Origin of the sequence: Massilia sp. GCM10023247, from assembly GCF_042653325.1 — a bacterium.
Lineage (GTDB): Bacteria > Pseudomonadota > Gammaproteobacteria > Burkholderiales > Burkholderiaceae_D > Telluria.
Genome location: NZ_JBHSIB010000005.1, coordinates 20,702 through 41,319, shown reverse-complemented (window position 1 = coordinate 41,319; position 20,618 = coordinate 20,702). Strand labels below are relative to the sequence as shown.

General features: G+C 62.5%; 19 protein-coding genes. 7 read left to right on the top strand and 12 right to left on the bottom strand.

Annotation, left to right across the window (positions count from 1 at the left end; translation table 11 throughout):
• Positions 1 to 9 precede the first annotated feature (9 nt).
• A complete protein-coding gene (locus tag ACFPAH_RS01585) occupies positions 10 to 1,041 on the bottom strand; it encodes an NAD(P)H-dependent flavin oxidoreductase (RefSeq protein ID WP_379739600.1) in 1,032 nt (343 codons plus the stop codon).
• Between the two features lie 1,415 nt (positions 1,042 to 2,456).
• Here ACFPAH_RS01585 and ACFPAH_RS01580 point away from each other — a divergent pair.
• Complete coding sequence (locus ACFPAH_RS01580) at positions 2,457 to 3,251, top strand: 5'-methylthioadenosine/adenosylhomocysteine nucleosidase (RefSeq protein ID WP_379739597.1); 795 nt, start codon at positions 2,457 to 2,459, stop codon at positions 3,249 to 3,251.
• Here the strand turns inward: ACFPAH_RS01580 and ald are convergent.
• Positions 3,215 to 4,330, bottom strand: a complete 1,116-nt coding sequence (ald, locus tag ACFPAH_RS01575; protein WP_379739593.1) for an alanine dehydrogenase — start codon at positions 4,328 to 4,330, stop codon at positions 3,215 to 3,217. The two genes, ACFPAH_RS01580 and ald, sit on opposite strands and share 37 nt — an antisense overlap.
• A 38-nt stretch (positions 4,331 to 4,368) precedes the next feature.
• Entirely contained in the window at positions 4,369 to 8,013 is a 3,645-nt protein-coding gene (gene putA, locus ACFPAH_RS01570; protein ID WP_379739590.1) for a trifunctional transcriptional regulator/proline dehydrogenase/L-glutamate gamma-semialdehyde dehydrogenase, read from the bottom strand.
• A gap of 209 nt (positions 8,014 to 8,222) precedes the next feature.
• Between putA and ACFPAH_RS01565 the strand changes: the two genes are divergently transcribed.
• Positions 8,223 to 8,678 (top strand): Lrp/AsnC ligand binding domain-containing protein, encoded by a 456-nt coding sequence (locus ACFPAH_RS01565; protein WP_056340766.1) that lies wholly within the window; start codon positions 8,223 to 8,225, stop codon positions 8,676 to 8,678.
• A gap of 69 nt (positions 8,679 to 8,747) precedes the next feature.
• Here the strand turns inward: ACFPAH_RS01565 and ACFPAH_RS01560 are convergent, their stop codons facing one another.
• Positions 8,748 to 9,704, bottom strand: a complete 957-nt coding sequence (locus ACFPAH_RS01560; protein WP_379739587.1) for a LysR family transcriptional regulator — start codon at positions 9,702 to 9,704, stop codon at positions 8,748 to 8,750.
• 162 nt (positions 9,705 to 9,866) lie between these two features.
• Between ACFPAH_RS01560 and ACFPAH_RS01555 the strand changes: the two genes are divergently transcribed.
• Positions 9,867 to 10,088: a hypothetical protein gene (locus tag ACFPAH_RS01555; protein WP_379739584.1), complete on the top strand. Its 222-nt coding sequence runs from the start codon at positions 9,867 to 9,869 to the stop codon at positions 10,086 to 10,088.
• Positions 10,089 to 10,172: 84 nt separating this feature from the next.
• On the opposite strand, the gene ACFPAH_RS01550 is transcribed toward ACFPAH_RS01555, so the two are convergent.
• The 6 genes from ACFPAH_RS01550 to ACFPAH_RS01525 form a co-directional block, all read right to left on the bottom strand.
• On the bottom strand, positions 10,173 to 11,768 hold the full coding sequence (locus ACFPAH_RS01550) for a methyl-accepting chemotaxis protein (RefSeq protein WP_379739581.1): 1,596 nt from the start codon (positions 11,766 to 11,768) through the stop codon (positions 10,173 to 10,175).
• Between the two features lie 121 nt (positions 11,769 to 11,889).
• Positions 11,890 to 12,396 carry a DUF1003 domain-containing protein gene (locus ACFPAH_RS01545; RefSeq protein ID WP_379739578.1) on the bottom strand — a complete coding sequence of 169 codons (507 nt, stop codon included), beginning with the start codon at positions 12,394 to 12,396 and terminating at the stop codon, positions 11,890 to 11,892.
• A gap of 115 nt (positions 12,397 to 12,511) precedes the next feature.
• Complete coding sequence (locus ACFPAH_RS01540) at positions 12,512 to 12,772, bottom strand: YfhL family 4Fe-4S dicluster ferredoxin (protein WP_379739575.1); 261 nt, start codon at positions 12,770 to 12,772, stop codon at positions 12,512 to 12,514.
• Between the two features lie 48 nt (positions 12,773 to 12,820).
• Entirely contained in the window at positions 12,821 to 13,318 is a 498-nt protein-coding gene (gene coaD / locus ACFPAH_RS01535) for a pantetheine-phosphate adenylyltransferase (protein WP_379739568.1), read from the bottom strand.
• A 134-nt stretch (positions 13,319 to 13,452) separates the two neighbouring features.
• Complete coding sequence (gene rsmD / locus ACFPAH_RS01530) at positions 13,453 to 14,085, bottom strand: 16S rRNA (guanine(966)-N(2))-methyltransferase RsmD (protein WP_379739565.1); 633 nt, start codon at positions 14,083 to 14,085, stop codon at positions 13,453 to 13,455.
• 42 nt (positions 14,086 to 14,127) lie between these two features.
• On the bottom strand, positions 14,128 to 15,024 hold the full coding sequence (locus ACFPAH_RS01525) for a DUF6279 family lipoprotein (protein ID WP_379739562.1): 897 nt from the start codon (positions 15,022 to 15,024) through the stop codon (positions 14,128 to 14,130).
• A 27-nt stretch (positions 15,025 to 15,051) separates the two neighbouring features.
• On the opposite strand from ACFPAH_RS01525, the gene glmU reads away from it, so the two are divergent.
• A complete protein-coding gene (glmU, locus tag ACFPAH_RS01520) occupies positions 15,052 to 16,428 on the top strand; it encodes a bifunctional UDP-N-acetylglucosamine diphosphorylase/glucosamine-1-phosphate N-acetyltransferase GlmU (protein WP_379739559.1) in 1,377 nt (458 codons plus the stop codon).
• A 135-nt stretch (positions 16,429 to 16,563) separates the two neighbouring features.
• On the opposite strand, the gene ACFPAH_RS01515 is transcribed toward glmU, so the two are convergent.
• On the bottom strand, positions 16,564 to 17,028 hold the full coding sequence (locus tag ACFPAH_RS01515) for an Lrp/AsnC family transcriptional regulator (protein WP_379739556.1): 465 nt from the start codon (positions 17,026 to 17,028) through the stop codon (positions 16,564 to 16,566).
• Between the two features lie 157 nt (positions 17,029 to 17,185).
• Here ACFPAH_RS01515 and glmS point away from each other — a divergent pair, with 157 nt between their 5' ends.
• Together glmS and ACFPAH_RS01505 are read left to right on the top strand one after the other, a co-directional pair.
• Positions 17,186 to 19,015, top strand: coding sequence for a glutamine--fructose-6-phosphate transaminase (isomerizing) (gene glmS, locus ACFPAH_RS01510; RefSeq protein ID WP_379739554.1), 1,830 nt, complete (start codon positions 17,186 to 17,188; stop codon positions 19,013 to 19,015).
• Between the two features lie 250 nt (positions 19,016 to 19,265).
• Positions 19,266 to 19,352 carry a barstar family protein gene (locus ACFPAH_RS01505; RefSeq protein ID WP_379740225.1) on the top strand — a complete coding sequence of 29 codons (87 nt, stop codon included), beginning with the start codon at positions 19,266 to 19,268 and terminating at the stop codon, positions 19,350 to 19,352.
• A gap of 384 nt (positions 19,353 to 19,736) precedes the next feature.
• On the opposite strand, the gene ACFPAH_RS01500 is transcribed toward ACFPAH_RS01505, so the two are convergent.
• Positions 19,737 to 19,877, bottom strand: a complete 141-nt coding sequence (locus ACFPAH_RS01500) for a hypothetical protein (protein WP_176460876.1) — start codon at positions 19,875 to 19,877, stop codon at positions 19,737 to 19,739.
• 460 nt (positions 19,878 to 20,337) lie between these two features.
• Here ACFPAH_RS01500 and ACFPAH_RS01495 point away from each other — a divergent pair, with 460 nt between their 5' ends.
• The gene (locus ACFPAH_RS01495) at positions 20,338 to 20,565 is read left to right on the top strand and encodes a helix-turn-helix domain-containing protein (RefSeq protein WP_379739551.1); all 228 of its coding nucleotides are present in this window, start codon (positions 20,338 to 20,340) and stop codon (positions 20,563 to 20,565) included.
• The last annotated feature ends 53 nt before the right edge of the window (positions 20,566 to 20,618 follow it).

Here is a 20,618-nt window from a genome sequence, read left to right as displayed (position 1 = left end):
CGTCTCCTGTCAGGACTGCAATTCGGCGGCCAGCAAGGCCACCAGGCGCCCTGCCGGCATCGGCCGCGCCCGGGCAAATCCGGTGCCGGCCCACATCGACATCAGCTCGGTGTCGTTTCTCTTGGCCGCGTCGGCGCGGATGCTGCCGGTCAGCGCGTTCTGGATCGGGTAAGGCGGCACCTGCCCCTCGACCGGCGCCATCAGGCGCATGAACCGGTTCTCGATGCCGCGTGCGTAGCGGCCGGAAAAACTGCGCGTCAGTTTCGTGCTGCCGCTGCCGGCGATCAGGCGCTGTTTATACGCCGGGTGAATCCCGGATTCGTCCGTCACCAGGAAGGCGGTGCCCATCTGCACGGCGCGGCAACCGGCCGCGAGCGCCGCCTTGATGTCGGCGCCGGTCATGATGCCGCCGGCGCCGATCACGGGAATCCGCAGCGCCGCGACGACGGCCGGCCACAGCTGCGCCGCCGGCAGGGTCGCGTCTTCCTGGCGGCCAATAAACGTGCCGCGGTGCCCGCCCGCTTCGATGCCGGAGGCGACCACCGCGTCGGCGCCGATCGCCTGCCAGGCCAGCGCTTCCTCGACCGTGGTGACGGTACCGATTACCAGGATCCCGGCCGCATGCAGGCGTTCGACCTGCGCAGGCTCGAGGATGCCGAAGGTAAAACTGACGGCGGCAGGCCGCAACCGGACCACGGCATCGAGCTGCGCCTCGAAGTCCTCGCACCAGGTGGCAGGCATCGGCAAGGCGCTCCAGCCCAGGCTTTCCCAGACCGGGCGCAGCAACTCGGCGCCCTGGCGGACTTCATCGACGCTCGGTGACGGCCTGCCCTGGACGAAAAAATTCAGCATGAACGGCCGCGTCGTCAGGGAACGGATGCGCGCCACCTGCGCCTCGATGGCCTGCGGCGCCAGCAGCGAACCGGGAAACGCGCCGAGTCCGCCGGCATTCGACACGGCGGCCACCAGTTCGGGCGTGCAAGCGCCGCCAGCCATCGGCCCTTGGACCACGGGTATCTCGAACAAGGAATCGAATTCCATCACAAGCTCCTTCGTCGCCATCCATTTTCAGTTCACCAGAGCAAGCTTACCAGATCGTAAACCCTACGCCAGAGGGGCATCTGTGGATAAGGTTCTTGATATCCACAGGTACGGTTTGTGCAGAAACGCCGCTTTTTTCCTGGCGCGAAATCTTGTCCAGATTCGTTAACTCAAGGATACAGAGGCAAGCCACCGGCTTATACCTTGCGTAAACCAATGATTTTGCATTCGTTAACAGGCTTATCCACAGAAAGACGCAGTTGTTAACAACTACTACTATCTTGTATACAGATCTTGGTTGTAAACCTGAGATGGTGCGGGTCGTTTTTTTTTAAATTTTTTTTTCGTGCTCGCCCCGAGATGTTGGAACCACGCATCAATCCGGCCTGGCCGGCTTCATCCTGTCCGCTTGCACGCGCTTTGCCGGCTGAGGCTGCACCAGCAGCACTGCGCACGCAGCTCAAGCGGGCGCTGCCGGAGGCAGGCTGTGGACAAACGCCTGCATATCCACAGGAGCGAATGTGCAGAACGGGAATGAACGCCGCCTTCGCCAAATCTGTCCGCATTCCGTGCAAGCCGGATACAAAGCTTGTTCAGCACATCCAACATCACGTAAACGCTTGAGCTTGTGGAGAAAATCGGTCTTATCCACAGTTCGGCGGGGTGTTTACTACTACTACCAGTTTTGTATACATCTCTTGTTTAAATAGATGAAAGACACAGCGTAAAAAAAATCGGTATGCACGAGCCCGTCGGCATGGCAACTGCCCTACTGATCAACTGCTGGACGGTTTGGCAGAAAAGGACGAGGCTGGCGCAGGTGGCCAGGGGATGGCGCGTTGGCTGATTCACGTTGTTCGCTAGGCAAACGACAGGTGCAGCTTGAACAGGCGCAGCGCAACGTGGGCAGCAGGGCTGGCTAAATGGCGGCACTGCACATGCCCATCCTACGGATCGGGTTGTAGGGGGCTCTTGAGCCCACGCCGTCTGGGCTCCAGCAACCAGGCACCGCTTTTTTGCCAACGAGGGATGAATCGCCACTTCATCCACGCCGTTTTGCCGACAAAACGCGTAAACGGCGGCCACGGCTGTGGACAAGCCCCTGCATATCCACAGGACCCGATGTGCAGAAGCAGGTTTACGGAAGAGCAAGCGTTTTTTCTCCAAGATCCGTGCAGCCTGGATACAATCCTTGTCCCGCCAGTTGGATCACCCGTAAACTGCTGATCTTGTGGAGAAAACTCTTCTTATCCACAGTAAACTGATCGTTTACTATCACTACCAGCTTTATATATACCTTTATTAAGTAAACAACGAACAGCAAGGAAAAGCAGGACAACCTGTCTCCAGCAGGCCGATCGCGCCTGAAAAACACGCTGGACTACCTTTTAACCTGACAACAACGACCAAAAAACATGCGTCTCGGTATCATCAGTGCGTTGCACGAAGAACAGCAGGGGCTCGTGGAGGCCATGCAGAGCCCCTACAAGCTCATCCATGGTCAACGCGAGTACTGGCTCGGAAAGCTCTGGGAAATCGACGCTGTGTGCGTTTTATCGCGTATAGGCAAGGTTGCAGCGGCCATGACCGCTACTACGCTTGTGGAAAAGTTCGGAGTTACGCACATCCTGTTTACGGGTGTGGCCGGTGCCGGCGATAAAACGGTGCAAGTCGGGGATATCGTGGTAGCGGAATCGCTGGTGCAGCACGACATGGACGCCAGTCCCTTGTTTCCCCGCTTCGAGGTGCCGTTGACGGGCCTGTCGCATTTTCCGGCCGATCGCCAGCTGGGCAAGCGCCTGGTCGATGCGGCCCACGCTTTCCTCGATGACGACTTCCTGGAAGCGATCGATGCGCGCGAAAAAGCGGTTTTCGGTTTACACCAGCCGCGCATCCACCGCGGCCTGGTGGCCAGCGGCGACCAGTTCGTCAACGACCGCCTGCACATCAACAGGCTCAACGATGCCCTTCCCGGGCTGGTGGCGGTCGAGATGGAGGGAGCGGCGGTGGCCCAGGTGTGTTTCGAGCTGGACGTGCCTTGTGGCGTGATCCGGACGATTTCCGACAACGCCAACGAACACGCAGCCACCGACTTCATGCGTTTCGTGAAGTCAGTGGCCGCGCGCTATGCGTTTTACATCGTCAGGCAGTTCTGCCTGCAAGCGAACTCGGCTCAGGCCAGCAGCGAGTCGGCCGGCACGACCTCATAACCGAGCGCGTCGGCGACGGCCTGGTAGGTCACCTTGCCCAGCGCCACATTCAACCCGCGGCGCAGGTGGGCGTCGTCCAGCAAGGCCTGGCGCCAGCCTTTATCGGCCAGGGCCGTCGCGTGCCCGATCGTCGCGTTATTCAGGGCAAAGGTCGAGGTGCGCGCCACCGCGCCCGGCATGTTCGCCACGCAGTAGTGCACCACGCCGTCGACGACAAAGGTGGGATCGGCGTGCGTGGTCGCGTGCGAGGTCTCGAAACAGCCGCCCTGGTCGATCGCCACGTCGACCACCACCGCCCCCTTCTTCATCTTGGCGATCATGGCGCGCGTCACCAGTTTCGGCGCCGCCGCGCCCGGCACCAGCACGCCGCCGATGACGAGGTCGCTTGAGACGACGGCTTCCTCGATCGCATGGGCCGTCGAATACAGGGTGGCGATGCGGTTGCCGTAGACCAGGTCGAGCTGGCGCAGGCGCTCGACGTTTTTATCGAGCACGGTGACGCGGGCGCCGGTGCCGACCGCCATCTGCAAGGCGTTGGTACCGACCACGCCGGCGCCGATGATGACCACGTGGCCGGGCGCCACGCCCGGCACCCCGCCCAGCAGCAGGCCCATGCCGCCTTTCGATTTTTCGAGGTGGGCGGCGCCGGCCTGGATCGCCATGCGCCCCGCCACCTCGCTCATCGGCGCGAGCAGCGGCAGGCCGCCGCCGGGGCCGGTGATGGTTTCGTAGGCAATGCAGACGGCGCCCGAGGCGACCAGTGCCGCCGTCTGCTCCGGATCGGGCGCCAGGTGCAGGTAGGTGTAGAGGATCTGCCCTGGACGCAGCATCGCGCATTCGGCCGGCTGCGGCTCCTTGACCTTGACGATCATGTCGGCGCGCGAAAAAATCTCCTGGGCCGAATCGACCAGCGTGGCGCCGGCCGCCAGGTAATGCGCGTCGAGCAGCCCGATCTCGGCGCCGGCGTTCTTCTGGACAATCACTTGATGCCCTCGTGCGACCAGCTCGTGCACGGAAGGCGGGGTCAGGCCGACCCGGTACTCGTGGTTTTTGATCTCTTTCGGAACGCCAACTAGCATGTCTGCCTCCAGGGTGGAAAGATAAAACTCCTACATGATTACAGTCCCAGCGTCATCAGGCTTGCGTTGCCGCCAGCGGCGGTCGTGTTGACGCACAGGGCGCGTTCGGCGACCAGGCGCCACAGGGCAATCGGCGCGTCGCCGTCGGTATCGACGATGCTGACGATCGCACCCGGACGCGCGGCCAGCTGGGTACGCAGTTCGCCCACGCCGGCCTCGACCAGTGCCACCTGGAATTCGAACTGCGCCACTTCCTGCGCGCCGATGAAACGGATGCGGTCCTTCAGTTCCGACGGCAAGTCGTCCGGCACCTGCAGCTGGCCGCTGGCCAGCACCAGCGCCTGGTTGCCGGTGGCCATGCTGGCGGCCAGCTGGTTCAGCATCGCCTGGGTCGAGGTGGCGACGCACAGCACCACGCCGCGCGGGCTGAACGACAGCTGGTTGCGCTCCCCGGTCGGGCCCGGCAAGTCGAGGGTGAGGCCGTTGAGCTGGGTGCGGCTGTAGTGTTCGCCCAGGCTGACCAGGTCTTCGTGGCCATGGGTGCGTGCCCATACCATCAGCCCGTCCAGGGCCGCGTAGGGCCGGCGCGCATGCTCGAGGAGCGGCCCGGTATGGCGCTGCAGGCGCTTGATGTAGAGCGGGCCGCCGGCTTTCGGGCCGGTGCCGGATTTGCCTTCGCCGCCGAACGGCTGCACGCCGACCACGGCGCCGACGATGTTGCGGTTCACGTAGATGTTGCCCACGTGCGCGCGGCTGGTGATGAAATCGATGGTTTCATCGATGCGCGAATGCACGCCCAGGGTCAGGCCATAGCCGGTGTCGTTGATCGATTTCACGACCTTGCCCAGGTCCGCGCGGCGGTAGCGCACGATGTGCAGCACCGGACCGAAGACTTCCTGCTTGAGTTCGTCCAGCGAGGCGATTTCCAGCACGGTCGGGGCGACAAAGGTGCCCTGCGCCGTCACGCTGGCCGGCAGCTCGAGCGCGAAATGCTGTTTCGCGGTCGCCTTCATGCGCTCGATGTGGGCCAGCAGGTTGCGCTGGGCCTCGGCATCGATCACCGGGCCAATGTCGGTCGCCAGGCGGTCCGGGCTGCCCACGCGCAATTCCCCCAAGGCGCCCTTCAGCATCCGGATCGTCTTGTCCGCGATATCTTCTTGCAGGAACAGCACGCGCAGGGCCGAGCAACGCTGGCCGGCGCTGTCAAAAGCCGAACTCAGCACATCCTGCACGACCTGCTCCGGCAGCGCCGACGAATCGACGATCAGGGCGTTCTGGCCGCCCGTTTCCGCCACCAGGGGAATGTCGATGCCCTCGGCTTCGGCACGTTGCGCCAGCGTGCGGTTGATCAGTTGCGCCACTTCGGTCGAGCCCGTGAAAATCACGCCTTTTACGCGCGCGTCGCTAGTGAGTGCGGCGCCGACCACTTCGCCGCGGCCCGGCAGCAATTGCAGTGCGGCGGCCGGGATGCCGGCTTCGTGGAACAGCTGCACGGCGCGGTGCGCGATCAGCGGCGTCTGCTCGGCCGGTTTGGCGAGCACCACGTTGCCGGCAGCCAGGGCGGCGGCGACCTGTCCCGTAAAAATGGCCAGAGGAAAATTCCACGGACTGATGCAGGTGACGGCACCGAGTGCCTCGGCCGGCGCCGCGTCCTTGACCTGCGCCGCGTAGTAGCGCAGGAAGTCGACCGCTTCGCGGATCTCGGCGATCGCGTTCGGCAGCGATTTGCCCGCTTCGCGCACGGCCAGGGCCATCAGCTCGGCACAGTTGTCTTCGAACAGGCCGGCCACGCGGTCGAGCATGGCAGCACGCTCGGCGCTGGCGCTGGCTTGCCACTGGCCGGCAAACGCACTTGCCGCCTTCAGCGCGGTTTCAACGTCGGCAGCCGATGCCTCGTGCACGTGCCCGACAACATCGGCCGATTGCGCGGGATTGGTAATCTCTTCCCATGCCGACTGCACGAACGGACCGGCAATCAGGGGCGTCGCCTCGTAAGTCCTCTGGCGCGACAGTTCGGCGCCCAGCACGCGCAGCGCGTCTTCGTTGGTGAGGTCGATGCCGGCCGAATTCCGGCGCTCGGTCCCGAACATGGCGCGCGGCAGCGGGATGCCGGTGTGCGGCAGCCCGCCGGCCGCTTGCGCCGCCTCGAACGGATCCGTGATCAGGGTGTCGATCGCGATCTTTTCGTCGACGATCTGGTTCACGAAGGAGGAATTGGCGCCGTTTTCCAGCAGCCTGCGCACCAGGTAGGCCAGCAGGGTCTCGTGCGAGCCGACCGGCGCATAGATGCGGCAAGGCTTGTTCAAATTGGCGGCACCGACGACCTGGTCGTACAGGGTTTCTCCCATGCCGTGCAGGCACTGGAATTCATAGTTCTCGACGCCGCGCGCCTTGGCCCAGGTGTAGATCACGGACAGGGTGTGCGCATTGTGGGTAGCGAACTGGGCGTAGATGACGTCCGTCGCGCCCAGCAGTTTATCGGCGCAGGTGAGGTAGGACACGTCCGTATATACCTTGCGCGTGTACACCGGATAGCCCGGCATGCCGTCGACCTGGGCGCGCTTGATCTCGGCATCCCAGTAGGCGCCTTTCACCAAGCGCACCATGAACTTCTGGCCGCTGCGCCTGGCCAGGTCGACCACGAAGTCGATCACGAAGGGGCAGCGCTTTTGATAGCCCTGCACCACCAGGCCGATGCCCTCGAAGCCGTTCAGCTCCGGATCGAAGGCCAGGGCTTCGAGCATGTCGAGCGAGATTTCGAGGCGGTCCGCTTCCTCGGCGTCGATATTGATGCCGATGTTGTAGCCCTTGGCCAGCAGCACCAGGCTGCGCACGCGCGGCAGCAGTTCGGTCATCACGCGCGCATATTGGGCGCGGCTGTAGCGCGGATGCAGGGCGGACAGCTTGATCGAGATCCCGGGACCGTTCTTGATGCCGCGTCCGTTCGACGCCTTGCCGATCGCGTGGATCGCCGCTTCGTACGAGGCATAGTAGTTGCGGGCATCGTGCTCCGTCAGCGCCGCTTCGCCCAGCATGTCGTAGGAATACTGGTAGCCGCGCGCCTCATTGGCCTGGCTGTTCTTCAGCGCTTCCTCGATCGTCTGGCCGGTCACGAACTGGTTGCCGAGCATGCGCATGGCGAGATCGACGCCCTTGCGGATCAGCGGTTCGCCGCCCTTTGCGATCAGGCGCGTCATGGCCGAACCGAGGCCGCTTTCGCTGTTGCTCCCGACCAGCTTGCCGGTGATCAGCAGGCCCCAGGTGGCGGCGTTCACGAACAAGGAGGGCGACTCGCCCAGGTGGCTGCGCCAATCGCCCTTGCTGATCTTGTCGGCGATCAGGCGGTCGGCGGTGGCGCTGTCGGGAATGCGCAACAGTGCTTCGGCCAGGCACATCAGCGCCACGCCTTCTTCCGAGGACAGCGAGAACTCGTGCATCAGAGCATCGACACCCGAGGCGCGGGTGCGTTTTGCACGCACGTTCGAGACCAGGCGGCGGGCCAGCGCTTGCGCCTCCGGGCTCGGGCGCGCGCCCTGGGCCAGCAACCACTGCACCGCTTGCGTCTCGTCGCGGCGGTAGGCGCTGGTGATGGCGGCGCGCAGGGGCGTTTGCTCGTGCTTGATTTCCGATTGAAAAGCGTCGAACGGAACGAAGGTGGTGGCCGGGGTGGCGGCAATCTGCATGGCGGTCTTTATCAGGTCAGGTCAAGGGTGTGCGCACAGCAAAACGCGCCGGACTGCGGGGCAGCCGGCGCGCGTTTTGGTACGTGCTTCAATCGTTTGATTGTAGAAGACAATCTTCTGGATTAATTCTGTTTTTACGGGGCACTAGCAATAGATAGTTTTTGGTGCGAGAATTCGACCAAATAATATTTATGTTGGAGAGAGACGGCATGCTGGACAAGATTTCGAAGAAGATTTTGGCCGAGTTGCAGAACGACGGCCGCATCAGTAACGTCGAGCTCGCGACCCGGGTCAACCTGTCGCCGGCGGCCTGTCTCGAACGCGTGCGCAAGCTGCACGAGTCCGGCTACATCATGGGTTATACGGCCCAACTCAATCCCCAGCTGCTCGACGTGTCGCTGCTGGTCTTCATCGAAGTCGTGCTCGACCGCACGACGCCGGAAGTCTTCGACGCCTTCAAGCAGAGCGTGCAACTGATTCCGGAAGTGCTGGAATGCCACATGGTGGCCGGCGGCTTCGACTACCTGGTCAAGGCGCGGGTCAAGGACATGGCGGCCTACCGCGAATTCCTCGGTAAAACCCTGCTGCAGAAAGGCGTGCGCGAAACGCACACCTATGCGGTGATGGAAGAGGTCAAGAATACGACCAAGTTGCCGATCCGGTAATGTATGCGCGCAGCACGGCGTGGGCGCAGGCGGAATGGCCGCCGGGCCCAACCTGCTGACGCTTTTTTCTCAGGCGGCTTGGCGCTCGCCGCGCGGCTGGGTCGCCGAGCTCGCCGTCGCTTCCAGGTTGCTGCGCAGCCAGCGGTGGGCCGGGCTGCGGCCGTCCCGTTCGTGCCACAGCATGTCGAGGTGCACGGCCGGTAGCGCGAACGGCAGTTCGCGCCAGACCAGCGAGTCGGTCATGCCCGTCGAACCCATCAGGTGCTTCGGCAGCACCGTGATCAGGTCGGAGTTGGCGACCACGCGCCCGGCCGTGAAGAACTGGTTCACCGTCAACAGGATGCGGCGCTCGCGCCCCAATTGCGCCAGCGCTTCGTCGACCAGGCCATGGGCGCGCCCCGAAAAGCTCACCAATAAATGGTTCGCCTTGCAATAGGCGTCGAGGTCGAGCTTGGAACTGGCCAATGGGTGGTTCTTGCGCATCACGCACACATACTGGCCCGAATACAGGCGCTCATGGCGGATCGGCGACCCCGTTTCGTAGGATAACTGGGCTGCCACGCCCGGGAAGAAACCGACGGCGAGGTCGATGTCGCCGCGCAGCAGCATCGGGCGCGGTTCGCGCGTGGTGAGCGGCATCATGCGAATGTTGACGCCCGGTGCTTCGCTTTCGATCGCCCGCATCAGGGACGGCAGCCAATAGGCGGCGGTGGCGTCGGCCATCGCCATGCGGAAGGTCGCCTGGGCCTTCGAGACATCGAAGGTTTCAGGCATCACGGCCGCTTCCAGCGACTGCAGCGCCTGGCGCACGGCCGGCCACAGGGCTTCGGCGCGCGGCGTCGGCTTCACGCCATACGCGGTGCGGATCAGCAATTCGTCGCCCAGGCTCTCGCGCAGGCGCTTGATCGCGTTCGAGACGGCCGGCTGGGTCATGGCCAGGTGGCCGGCGGCGCGCGTCAGATTTTGCTCGGTCATGACTGCGTCGAATACGCGCAGCAGGTTCAGGTCCAGCGTCAGGAAGCTCATGGCAGGTCGCCTTGCTGGCGCTTGTGGCGCCGTGATTGGTCTAGCTCAAAGTGTACTCGATTTCATTCACAATCAATATAAGAGCCATCATGAAACAGAATTAGATTTATATGTTGCACTGCAGTATAGTTCTAAAAAACAACATTCCGCCTTTAGAACACCATGTCTTTCGCTTCCACCCTCGTCGAGTTGTCCTTCCCCATGCTGTCGTTTGGCGAGTTCGTGCGCGCGTTTTGCCTGCTGTTCCTGGTAGCGAGCCTGCTGATGTTCTTCCGCCCGCTGCTGAACGGCCTGCGCCGCGCGCTGGTGCTGGCCGTGCGCGCGCGGCTGTCGCGCAAGCTGCCGGGGGCCCGGGTCGGCGTGGTGCCCGGCCAGCGCGCCTGACGCCAGCCAATTTAGCTGCCAAAACTAAAACGCGGCCCCGGTTTCCCGGCGCCGCGTTTTGTTTTGCCCCTGGTCCGGCTGTGGTCACGGTGCCGGCATGGCGGGCGCGGACAGGCGCGCCGGCGCGCCGACGGCCGCGATGTCCAACTTGAAAATGCCGACTGCGCGCGCCAGTTGCGCGGCCTGTTCCTGCATCGATGCCGCCGCCGCCGCCGCTTCCTCGACCAGCGCCGCGTTTTCCTGGGTGCTCAGGTCCATGTCGACCACGTTGCGGCTGATCTGGGCAATACCGGCGCTCTGTTCGAGGCTGGCCGCGCTGATCTCGGCCATGATGTCGGTCACCCGGCGCACGCTGTCGACCACGTCGCGCATGGTGGCGCCGGCCTGCTCGACCAGCAGGCTGCCTTCGCGCACCCTGGCGCTCGAGTCGCCGATCAGCCCCTTGATTTCCCTGGCCGCGGCGGCCGAGCGCTGCGCCAGGTTGCGCACCTCGGCGGCGACGACGGCGAAACCGCGTCCCTGTTCGCCGGCGCGCGCCGCCTCCACTGCCGCGTTCAGGGCCAGGATATTGGTCTGGAAAGCGATGCCGTCGATGACGCCGATGATGTCGACGATGCGTTGCGAGGAGCGCGTGATCGAGCCCATCGTGTCGACGACTTGCGCCACCACGTTGCCGCCGCGCGCCGCCACGGCCGAGGCTTGCGCCGCCAGCGCGTTGGCCTGGCGCGCATTGTCGGCGTTTTGCTGGACGGTATCGGTGAGGGTCCGCATCGAGCCGGCCGTGTTGCCGAGCGAGGCCGCCTGCAGTTCGGTGCGCGAGGACAGGTCGAGGTTGCCGCTGGCGATCTCGCCCGACGCCGCCGCCATCGCCTCGGTGCTGCCGCGCACGTCGCGCACGATGCGCTGCAGGCTGTCGTTCATGTGGCGCAGGGCCAGCATCATCTGGCCGATTTCGTCGCGGCTTTCGATGCGGATCTCGGTGGTCAGGTCGCCGTCGGCGACACGGCGCGCGATTTTGACCACATGGCGCAGCGGGCGCACGATGCTGTGCGTCGTCAGATACGCCACGCCGAGCGAGATCGCGGCGGCCGCCGCCGCCAGGACCAGCACCAGCAGCTGGGTCTTGCGGGTCAGCTGGGCGGCAGCCTGGCCGGCCGCCGTCATGGCCGCGTCTTCGTAGGCGATATACGCGTCGAGCTGGGCAAGATACCGAATTTGTTGCGGGCGCAGCGACGCCATCCATACTCCCATCGCCTCGTCCTTGCGGCCGTCCAGGACCCGTTCCGTGAACGCCTGCTGGGCTGGAATAAAAGCGTTCTGGATCGCCACCAGGCCGGCCAGCATGCGCGCACGCTCGGGGTCCGGGGTGGCCGCCAGTGCCGCCAGCTGGGCGCCGGCGCGCGCGCTTCTTGCGCCCGCATGTTCGAGTTCCTGGCGGATCTGCGCGGGATCGGACAACACCAGCGCGCCCAGCATGCCGCGGCCCGCCTGGTTGACGTCGTCCTTGATGGCATTGGCGCTGACGGTATTCGCGTAGCGCAGGTGGACCAGGGTCGCCATCTCCGTGTCCAGGCTCGCCAGGCGGGTGTAGGACAAGCCGGCCAGCAAGACCAGCAGGGAAATCACGATACCGAAACCGATGGCCATGCGCTGGCCGATACGCAGATGATTGATGTTCACTGATCCGTCCCAATAAGTATGGTCGTGCTAAAACTGCAATATCAATATAGCATTTAAATCTTGACGTAAATCAAGATCCATTGACTATTTTGATGCTGCAAGAGCACAAAGCAACAGGGAATCAGATGCGGTGGTCGGGTTCGTTTTCCTGCTCGATCGCTTCGAGCACGCTGCGGGTATCGGTGCGTTGCGCCAGTTTGTCGGCTTCCAGGTCGGGCTTGTCGGCGACGCCGGGCATGTCGCGCCGCAGTTCCTCGAGCATGGCGATGATCTTGCTGGTCTTTTCCTCGGCCAGCAGGCTCACTTGCAAATCGAGGTGGGCGTTGTGGGCGGCCAGCACCGACATGCGGTTCTGCCGGATCAGCACGGTGGTGGAAATGACGAAGGCGTTGAGCCCGATAAATCCCTGCAGCCAGAAGAACGGTGGCTCGTCGAACTCGGTGATATCGAACAAGGCGGGAGCAAGCAGGTTCCAGGCGATCCAGCCGGCGATCAGGACGACGTTGCCGGCGACATAGCCGGGGCTGCCGAGGAACAGGCTCATTTTTTCGATGAAGGCCTGGGCGCGCGTCACCTGTTCTTCATGACGTGCGTAATGGCCGGAGATGGTTTCGATGTTTTCCGCCACCGATTCCGGCAACCGCTGAGCTAAGTCTTTGTTTTCCCTGACCATGCAGCCAGCTTAGCATGGCGTCCGCGCCGGCCGCCTGCCACGCGCGTGCGCAGGCCGGCATCGTCGCGTTTCAGCCGGCGTTCTTGCCCGCCGTGAGGCGTTCGTACTTGGCTTGCAGCTCTTCGCGCGTTTCGCGCCAGGCCGGGTTGAACGGGATGCACGCGACCGGGCACAGCGCCTGGCATTGCGGTTCGTCGAAGTGGCCGACGCACTCGGTGCATTTATGCGGGTCGATCTCGTAGATCTCTGCGCCCATCGAAATCGCGTCGTTCGGGCACTCGGGCTCGCACACGTCGCAATTGATGCATTCGTCGGTAATCAGTAAGGCCATGGGACTGCTTTTAAAAAATGCCGGTTCGACCGCGCAGTAGGGCGGACATCAGGGGGCCGGCGCCGCCAGCGATGCGATTTTCTTTTGCAGCCAGCGTTCCACCGAAGGGAAAACGAATTTCGAGACATCGCCGCCGAACATCGCGATTTCGCGCACGATGGTGCCGGAAATGAACTGGTATTGATCCGACGGCGTCAGGAACAGCGTCTCGACGTCCGGCAGAAGGTAGCGGTTCATGCCGGCCATCTGGAATTCGTACTCGAAGTCGGACACGGCGCGCAGGCCACGCACGATCACCCGGGCGTCGTGCTGGCGCACGAAATCTTTCAGCAAGCCGGAAAAACTCTCGACCTTCACGTTCGGGTAATGGCCCAGCACCTCGTTGGCGATCTCCAGGCGCTCGTCGAGCGAGAAGAACGGCCTTTTGTTCTTGCTGTCGGCGACACCGACGACCAGGGTGTCGAACAGGCCGGACGCGCGGCGGACCAAATCTTCATGGCCGCGGGTGAGCGGATCGAAGGTACCTGGATAAACGGCTACAACCATTGCGGCTCCCTGGAGATACAGCTGTATTGAAAGGCGCATTATGCCTGAAAATCCGGCAGTTGCCCCAGCATCGGGCTCCATTTGCCCACAAATTGGGCAGATCTGCCGGGTTGATGCCTTGTTTCAGTGCAATTTCACTCGCGCAACTTCAGCAGGTGATAGAACACCATCCCGGCCTTGTCGGCACGCACCTGCTCCCACGGGGCAAGCCAGTCCGGCGCCGCCTCGCCCCCGGGCAGGGCGAATTCCGCCTCGACGAACAGCATGCCGTCCGCTTTCAGCAGCGGGATGCAGGCCGGCAGGGCTTGCGCGAGCAGGTCTTGCCCATACGGCGGGTCGAGGAAGATCAGGTCGTAACGCTGGCCGCGGCTGGCGAGGTCGCGCGCCACCCCGAATGCGTCGCCGCGCAGCACGCTGACATTCGCCGCTTGCAGCATCTCCTTGTTCAGTTCGAGCTGACGCACGGCCGGGCCGTGCGCATCGAGCAGCAGCACCGAGCGGGCGCCACGGCTGGCCGCCTCGAACCCGAGCGCGCCACTGCCGGCGAACAGGTCGAGGCAATCGGCTTGCTCCCAGTCGCCGCCGAGCTGGTGGTTGATCCAGTTAAACACGGTTTCGCGCACGCGGTCGGGCGTCGGACGCAGGCCGAGCGCGTCGAGTACCGGCAGCAGGCGCCGTTTCCAGGTGCCGCCGATGATGCGCACCTGTTGCGGCGCCAGGCGTGGACGGCCGTGCTGGCCCTGGGTTTTAGCGGGTCGTTTTTGCATGGCGCGCACTATAGCAGATGGCATGAAGGGTGTTGCCGGGCCTTATTTTGCTTCCCTGGCCAGCGCGTGCAAATCGTCGATCCAGCCCTGCATGCGTTTCTGGGCATGCGCTTTCTGGGCCGGCGTGGCGACGCGGATCGCCGTCAGGACGTAGTTAGCGGTGCTGTTGGCATAGTTGTCATAGAAGGTCTTGCGCTCGGGCGCTTCCGGGCGGGCGAAGAAGTCGCGCAGCAGTGCGTTGATCATGGCCGCGGTTTGCTCCTTGCTCGGCTTTTCCTGTTGCACCTTGCGCGCCAGTGCCAGGATCTTGCGCTGGCGAAGGATCCGTTCTTCGAGCCAGATATGGCTGTCGAGCGGACGCGCATCCGAGGCGCGGCGCAGGACCGCTTCCTGCTCCTTGTTGAAGCGGCCGAACCAGAGTTTGAACTGGTCCATCGATTTCTCGAAGCGCACCTCTTGCCGTTTCTCGACGCTGCCGGCCACGTACTTGCGGCGGTATTCCTCGTTTTTCTTGTTAAAACGTTCTTCGATCTGGCGGATCTGCTCGGGCGTGAGCGAGCGCGCCAGGTCCACCATCTGCGGCACCGCGTGCAGCGCCAGGGTTTCGGTCCGGGTGCGGATCTGGCGATAGCCGGCCAGCAAGTCGGCCTGGGTCGGGTTGTCGGCCAGCTCGCGCTGGAAGCCGGACAGCAGCGCGGCATAGTCCTGCAGCTGGGTTTTGCGGTGCCATTGGAACAATTCGCGGATGTCGCGTTTGACGCCATCGGCCTGCTCCCCCTCAAAGTCGACATAAGCGTCCAGCCACCAGTACAGTAGGGTGTCGCCGTTGTTGTAACTGAGGCGAACCGAGCTGCAAGCGGCCATCAAAGCGACCAGCGCAATCAGGAACAGCGCACGCGTGCGCTGGAGCAAGGGGTGATGCGTGCTAAAATTTTCCATCTTATTAACTCTTTTTGAGTACGGCTTATGAATGTTGTCATCCTCGCCGCTGGCATGGGGAAGCGGATGCAGTCCGCGCTGCCAAAAGTCTTGCATCCGCTGGCTGGTAAGCCGCTGTTGCAGCACGTTATTGATACGGCTCGGGGCCTGACGCTGAGCAAATTATGCGTGATTTATGGTCACGGAGGCGCAGCCGTGCCGGAGATGGTCGCCGGCCTGGCCGCGGACGGGCAAGTGCCGATCGACACCGCGCTGCAGCAGCCGCAGCTGGGCACCGGCCACGCCGTGATGCAGGCCGTGCCGCAGCTCGACGAAAACGTGCCGACCCTGGTGCTGTACGGCGACGTGCCGCTGACCACCGAGGACTCGCTGCGCCGCCTGGTCGAGGCAGCCGGCGACGACAAACTCGCCATCCTGACCGTCGAGCAGGCCAATCCGTTCGGGCTGGGCCGCATCGTACGTGAAGACGGGCGCATCGTGCGCATCGTCGAGGAAAAAGATGCGAACGAGGCCGAGCGCGCGATCCGCGAAATCAACAGCGGCATCATGGTCATCCCGACCCGCCATCTGAAACGCTGGCTGTCGGCCCTGTCGAACAACAATGCGCAGGGCGAATATTACCTGACCGATATCGTGGCCCAGGCCGTGAGCGAAGGCGTGCCGGTGACCTCGGCCTCCCCGTCGGCCGAGTGGGAAGTGGCCGGCGTCAACAGCAAGGTGCAGCTGGCCGAGCTCGAGCGCCGCCACCAGCTCAACATCGCGCACGCCTTGCTGGAAAAGGGCGTCACCCTGATGGATCCGGCACGCATCGACGTGCGCGGCGAGCTCGTTTGCGGACGCGATGTCGTGATCGACGTCGGCTGCGTGTTCGAAGGCCGGGTCGAACTGGCCGACGGCGTCCACATCGGCGCCCATTGCGTGCTGGTCGACGCCAGGGTCGGCGCCGGCGCCACCATCAAGCCGTTCACCCATATCGAGGAGGCGGCGGTCGGCGAGCAGTCGCAGATCGGCCCCTATGCGCGCCTGCGCCCGGGCACCGAACTGGGCCAGGATGTCCACATCGGCAACTTCGTCGAGGTCAAGAACAGCCAGGTCGCCGCGCACAGCAAGGCCAACCACCTGGCCTACGTCGGCGACTCCACGGTCGGCTCGCGCGTCAACATCGGCGCCGGCACCATCACCTGCAATTACGACGGCGCCAACAAGTTCCGGACCGTGATCGAGGACGACGCCTTCATCGGCAGCGACAGCCAGCTGGTGGCGCCGGTCACGGTGGGTAAAGGAGCCACGCTCGGCGCCGGCACCACGTTGACCAAGGACGCGCCGGCCGGCAAGCTGACCATTTCGCGTGCGAAGCAAATTACGATCGAGAACTGGACCCGTCCAGTCAAAACGAAGAAGTAATCCACCGCCTGTCCCCAGGCCTATCGACAGGAAGATCACAGGGGTATCCACTGGCTTATCCATGGCTTACCCCGCGTGATTCCACATGCTCATCCACAAACTTGTCCACAGGCACGCGCGGCGGCCTGTCCTGCGTCAGACGGCGATGCGGGTGTCGAATTTGCTCCTGAAGGTCGAAAAATAGGCTTTCACGTTGCGCACGTTGGCGTGGGTGGCAAACAGGCGGTGCGCCAGCGCGTGGTAGGCCGGCATGTGGGCCACCTGCACCACCAGCACGAAGTCCGGGCCGGGCGCGACGCGGTAGCACTGCAGCACCGCGTCTTCCTGCGCCGCCAGTTTTTCGAACGCTTCCATCCGTTCGGCGGCCTGCACGTCGAGCGTGATCTCGACGATGGCGGTCAGCCTGGCGCCCACCTTCTCCGGCGCCACGATCGCGACTTGCCGTTCGATAACGCCGCTTTCGGTCAGCTGTTTGACGCGGCGCAGACAAGTCGGCGGCGACACGTGTACCAGCTCGGCAAGCTCGGCATTGGTATGCGATGCATCAGCCTGAAGTGTGTTCAGGATGCGACGATCAAGTTCATCCAGGGATGTGCTCATGAAATCCAGTAAAAGAATTTTCCAATAAATGAAATAAAATTTCAACGTACCGTCTTTATGAAATTTTATAACAAAAATAGGTGAACTCTGAAAGCATATTTCATCGTCCTTGCCATACGATATGTTTTATTGCTAATTATTTACTAAGAGGTTTTCCATGTGCGGTATCGTCGGTGCAGTCGCTCAGCGTAATATCACTCCCATCCTGATCGAGGGCCTGAAGCGCCTCGAATACCGGGGCTACGACTCCTGCGGCGTCGCGCTGCACGTCGAAGGCCGCCTGGCCCGTTCGCGCAGCACTTCCCGCGTGGCCGACCTGGAAACCCAGATCGCCGGTACCGGCCTGCAGGGTTTTACGGGCATCGCCCACACCCGCTGGGCCACCCACGGCGCCCCGGCCTCGCACAACGCCCACCCGCACTTCTCGCCGACCGAAGAAAACGCCCGCATCGCGCTGGTCCACAACGGCATCATCGAAAACCACGACGAGCTGCGCCGCGAATTGACGGAACTCGGCTACGTCTTCCAGAGCCAGACCGACACCGAAGTCATCGCCCACCTGGTCGACCACATGTACAACGGCGACCTGTTCGAGACCGTCCAGCAAGCAGTAAAACGCCTGCACGGCGCGTATGCGATCGCTGTCTTCTCGCGCGAAGAACCGCACCGCGTTGTCGCTGCGCGCCAGGGCTCGCCGCTGATCCTGGGCGTGGGAGAAGGCGAAAACTTCGTCGCCTCGGACGCGATGGCACTGGCCGGCACCACGAACCGGATCATCTACCTGGAAGAAGGCGACGTCGTCGACCTGCAACTGTCGCGCTACTGGATCGTCGACAGCGAGGGTAAACCGGTCGAGCGCGAAGTCAAAACCGTGCACGCCCACACCGGCGCGGCCGAGCTGGGCCCGTACCGCCACTACATGCAGAAGGAAATTTTCGAGCAGCCGCGCGTCATCGGCGACACCCTCGAGGGCGTCACCGGGATCATGCCGGAACTGTTCGGCGACAACGCCTATAAAATCTTCAAGGACATCGACCGCGTCCTGATCCTGGCCTGCGGCACCAGTTACTATGCCGGCCTCACCGCCAAATACTGGATCGAGTGCATCGCCAAGGTCCCGGTCAATGTCGAGATCGCCAGCGAATACCGTTATCGCGACAGCGTACCGCATCCGAAAACCCTGGTCGTGACCATCTCGCAGTCGGGCGAAACGGCCGACACCCTGGCCGCGCTGAAACACGCGCGCAGCCTCGGCATGCCGTACACGCTGACCATCTGCAACGTCTCGACCAGCGCCATGGTGCGCGAATGCGAACTGGCCTACATCACCCGCGCCGGCGTCGAAGTCGGCGTCGCCTCGACCAAGGCGTTCACGACCCAGCTGGCCGCCCTGTTCCTGCTGACCCTCACCCTGGCGCAAGTCAACGGCCGCCTGAGCGACGAGGAAGAAGCCGAGCACCTGAAACAGATGCGCCACCTGCCGGTCGCGATCTCGGCCGTGCTGGCGCTGGAACCGCAGATCATCGCCTGGGCCGAAGAATTCGCGCGAAAAGAAAACGCCCTGTTCCTGGGCCGCGGCCTGCACTATCCGATCGCCCTGGAAGGCGCGCTCAAGCTCAAGGAAATCTCGTACATCCACGCCGAAGCCTATCCTGCAGGCGAACTGAAACACGGCCCGCTGGCGCTGGTGACCGAAGAAATGCCGGTCGTCACCATCGCCCCGAACGATGCCCTGCTGGAAAAGCTGAAATCGAACATGCAGGAAGTGCGCGCCCGTGGCGGCCAGCTGTACGTGTTCGCCGACGTCGACTCGCGCATCACCTCCGGCGACGGCCTGCACGTGATCCGCCTGCCGGAACACTACGGAGAATTGTCCCCGATCCTGCACGTGTGCGCGCTGCAGCTGCTGGCGTACCACACGGCGCTGGCGCGCGGTACCGACGTCGACAAGCCGCGGAACCTGGCGAAGTCGGTGACGGTGGAGTAAGGGGAGAGGTCGACATACGCTGCTGTGGCGCGATAAAAAAGTGCGCCACAAAATAAAAAAGTTAGCCACAAAATAAAAAAGTTTGCCACAACGGCAGTGGTCGCCTAGGCGACTACCGCATTGCTTGTCCTGAGAGCAACAACGCCGTATACTGAGCCATTCTGACCGTCGGCTATCGGGCGAAAAGCGGACGTTCGTCATTGATGAGGGAGCGATGAGAAAGCCGTTTGTTGCCGTAGACATGTCTTAGATTGCAAGTATCGATCATTTGCATGAAATCTTATACCAAGCTCTGGACTTTGCCGGCTGGTATGGGAAGAACTGGGATGCTTTTTGAGACGCGATTACCGCGCTTGTTGAGATGCCCGAGCATCTTCAATTGATCGGTTGGGGACAGATTGTGGAGCGCTTCCCACGAGATGCGGGCATCATGAAAAAGTGCTTGGACGATATGTCTAATGAGCTGCCTACGCTGGCAGCACTCGTCGAATATTCGTAAGTGCTAAGTCCGCTTTGGGTCGAACGCGGTCCTTCGTCGTGTGCTAAAGGCGACGAAGACAATAGTGCTTCACTTCGGCCACGCCTGAACTGTCTTCGCGTGGCGCGCCGCGCACTCCGCATACTGGCGCAGCAGGTCGATAGCCCAGGCCTGCCAGGCGTCGAAGTCGCTGTTGTTATCGACGCGCCAACTGCCGGGTTAGCACGGCAGTTGGCGCCCCTATCATTTACTTTTTGGGGGATTGCTAGATTTGCTCGGTTTGAGGGCCGGATTATTTCCTGGAGTGGTTTTGTTATCACGGCGACGCTGATCCGGCAGCCCTGTTGATTTTGCAATCGGCTTTGGTCCTGGCTTGAGTGCCATTGTCATTCTCCCTAGATTTGAGGCGCGAGAGGATTCTCGCGTAGAACAGAAGATGGAGAATAAGCAAGCCAAAATCAAGAGCGGGATTTCATTTATGCAACAAGCATGAATCTCTAGCTCAGCCAGGCCTGAACCTTCTTGGTATGGCGTGTCGCGCACTCGGCGTACTGGCGCAGCAGCTAAATCGCCTAGGTCTGCAATGCATCGAAGTCGTCGGCAGCTGGGCGCGGCACCTCCGAGCACGACGAGGCCAGCGCGTTACCAAACTGAACCTATTTGCTTCAAGGCAATGTTCGCGTAAGCTTAGACCAAGAGGCCGCTTTCGGCCAAGAGCGGACAATTACACTCTACACCGCCGGTCTGGCAAATCTAAACCCTGGACTTTCAAAAAGCGATTTCGGCAGTTATCCACTTCGCTAAGCGTGCAATCCGGTGCCGCATTACCAAAAGTCTAGCGCAATTGGCATCGTTTCGTTGCCATGTCGCAACAAATTCCACGCAGGATGAGATCGCCCTCGATATTTTTGTAGGTCGAACATATCTCAGCAGCTTAGAGCGCGGGATGAAAGCTCCCACGATCACAAAAGTTAACGAAATCGCATCGGTCATTGGTGTCCATCCTCTGTCGTTAGCTGCGTACGCGTATATTCCTGCGAACCCAACAGATTGCCGAGCTCGATTCGTTTGAACGCGCTGCTGACCCATCTGTCAGTAAGCAATGATCGCATTGCTAGATTTTGG

What these genes read in the sequence shown, in the direction of transcription:
- ACFPAH_RS01585 (WP_379739600.1), bottom strand. Translation starts at nt 1,041, where the DNA reads ATGGAATTCGATTCCTTGTTCGAGATACCCGTGGTCCAAGGGCCGATG.
- ACFPAH_RS01580 (WP_379739597.1), top strand. Translation starts at nt 2,457, where the DNA reads ATGCGTCTCGGTATCATCAGTGCGTTGCACGAAGAACAGCAGGGGCTC.
- ald (WP_379739593.1), bottom strand. Translation starts at nt 4,330, where the DNA reads ATGCTAGTTGGCGTTCCGAAAGAGATCAAAAACCACGAGTACCGGGTC.
- putA (WP_379739590.1), bottom strand. Translation starts at nt 8,013, where the DNA reads ATGCAGATTGCCGCCACCCCGGCCACCACCTTCGTTCCGTTCGACGCT.
- ACFPAH_RS01565 (WP_056340766.1), top strand. Translation starts at nt 8,223, where the DNA reads ATGCTGGACAAGATTTCGAAGAAGATTTTGGCCGAGTTGCAGAACGAC.
- ACFPAH_RS01560 (WP_379739587.1), bottom strand. Translation starts at nt 9,704, where the DNA reads ATGAGCTTCCTGACGCTGGACCTGAACCTGCTGCGCGTATTCGACGCA.
- ACFPAH_RS01555 (WP_379739584.1), top strand. Translation starts at nt 9,867, where the DNA reads ATGTCTTTCGCTTCCACCCTCGTCGAGTTGTCCTTCCCCATGCTGTCG.
- ACFPAH_RS01540 (WP_379739575.1), bottom strand. Translation starts at nt 12,772, where the DNA reads ATGGCCTTACTGATTACCGACGAATGCATCAATTGCGACGTGTGCGAG.
- coaD (WP_379739568.1), bottom strand. Translation starts at nt 13,318, where the DNA reads ATGGTTGTAGCCGTTTATCCAGGTACCTTCGATCCGCTCACCCGCGGC.
- rsmD (WP_379739565.1), bottom strand. Translation starts at nt 14,085, where the DNA reads ATGCAAAAACGACCCGCTAAAACCCAGGGCCAGCACGGCCGTCCACGC.
- ACFPAH_RS01525 (WP_379739562.1), bottom strand. Translation starts at nt 15,024, where the DNA reads ATGGAAAATTTTAGCACGCATCACCCCTTGCTCCAGCGCACGCGTGCG.
- glmU (WP_379739559.1), top strand. Translation starts at nt 15,052, where the DNA reads ATGAATGTTGTCATCCTCGCCGCTGGCATGGGGAAGCGGATGCAGTCC.
- ACFPAH_RS01515 (WP_379739556.1), bottom strand. Translation starts at nt 17,028, where the DNA reads ATGAGCACATCCCTGGATGAACTTGATCGTCGCATCCTGAACACACTT.
- glmS (WP_379739554.1), top strand. Translation starts at nt 17,186, where the DNA reads ATGTGCGGTATCGTCGGTGCAGTCGCTCAGCGTAATATCACTCCCATC.
- ACFPAH_RS01500 (WP_176460876.1), bottom strand. Translation starts at nt 19,877, where the DNA reads ATGGCACTCAAGCCAGGACCAAAGCCGATTGCAAAATCAACAGGGCTG.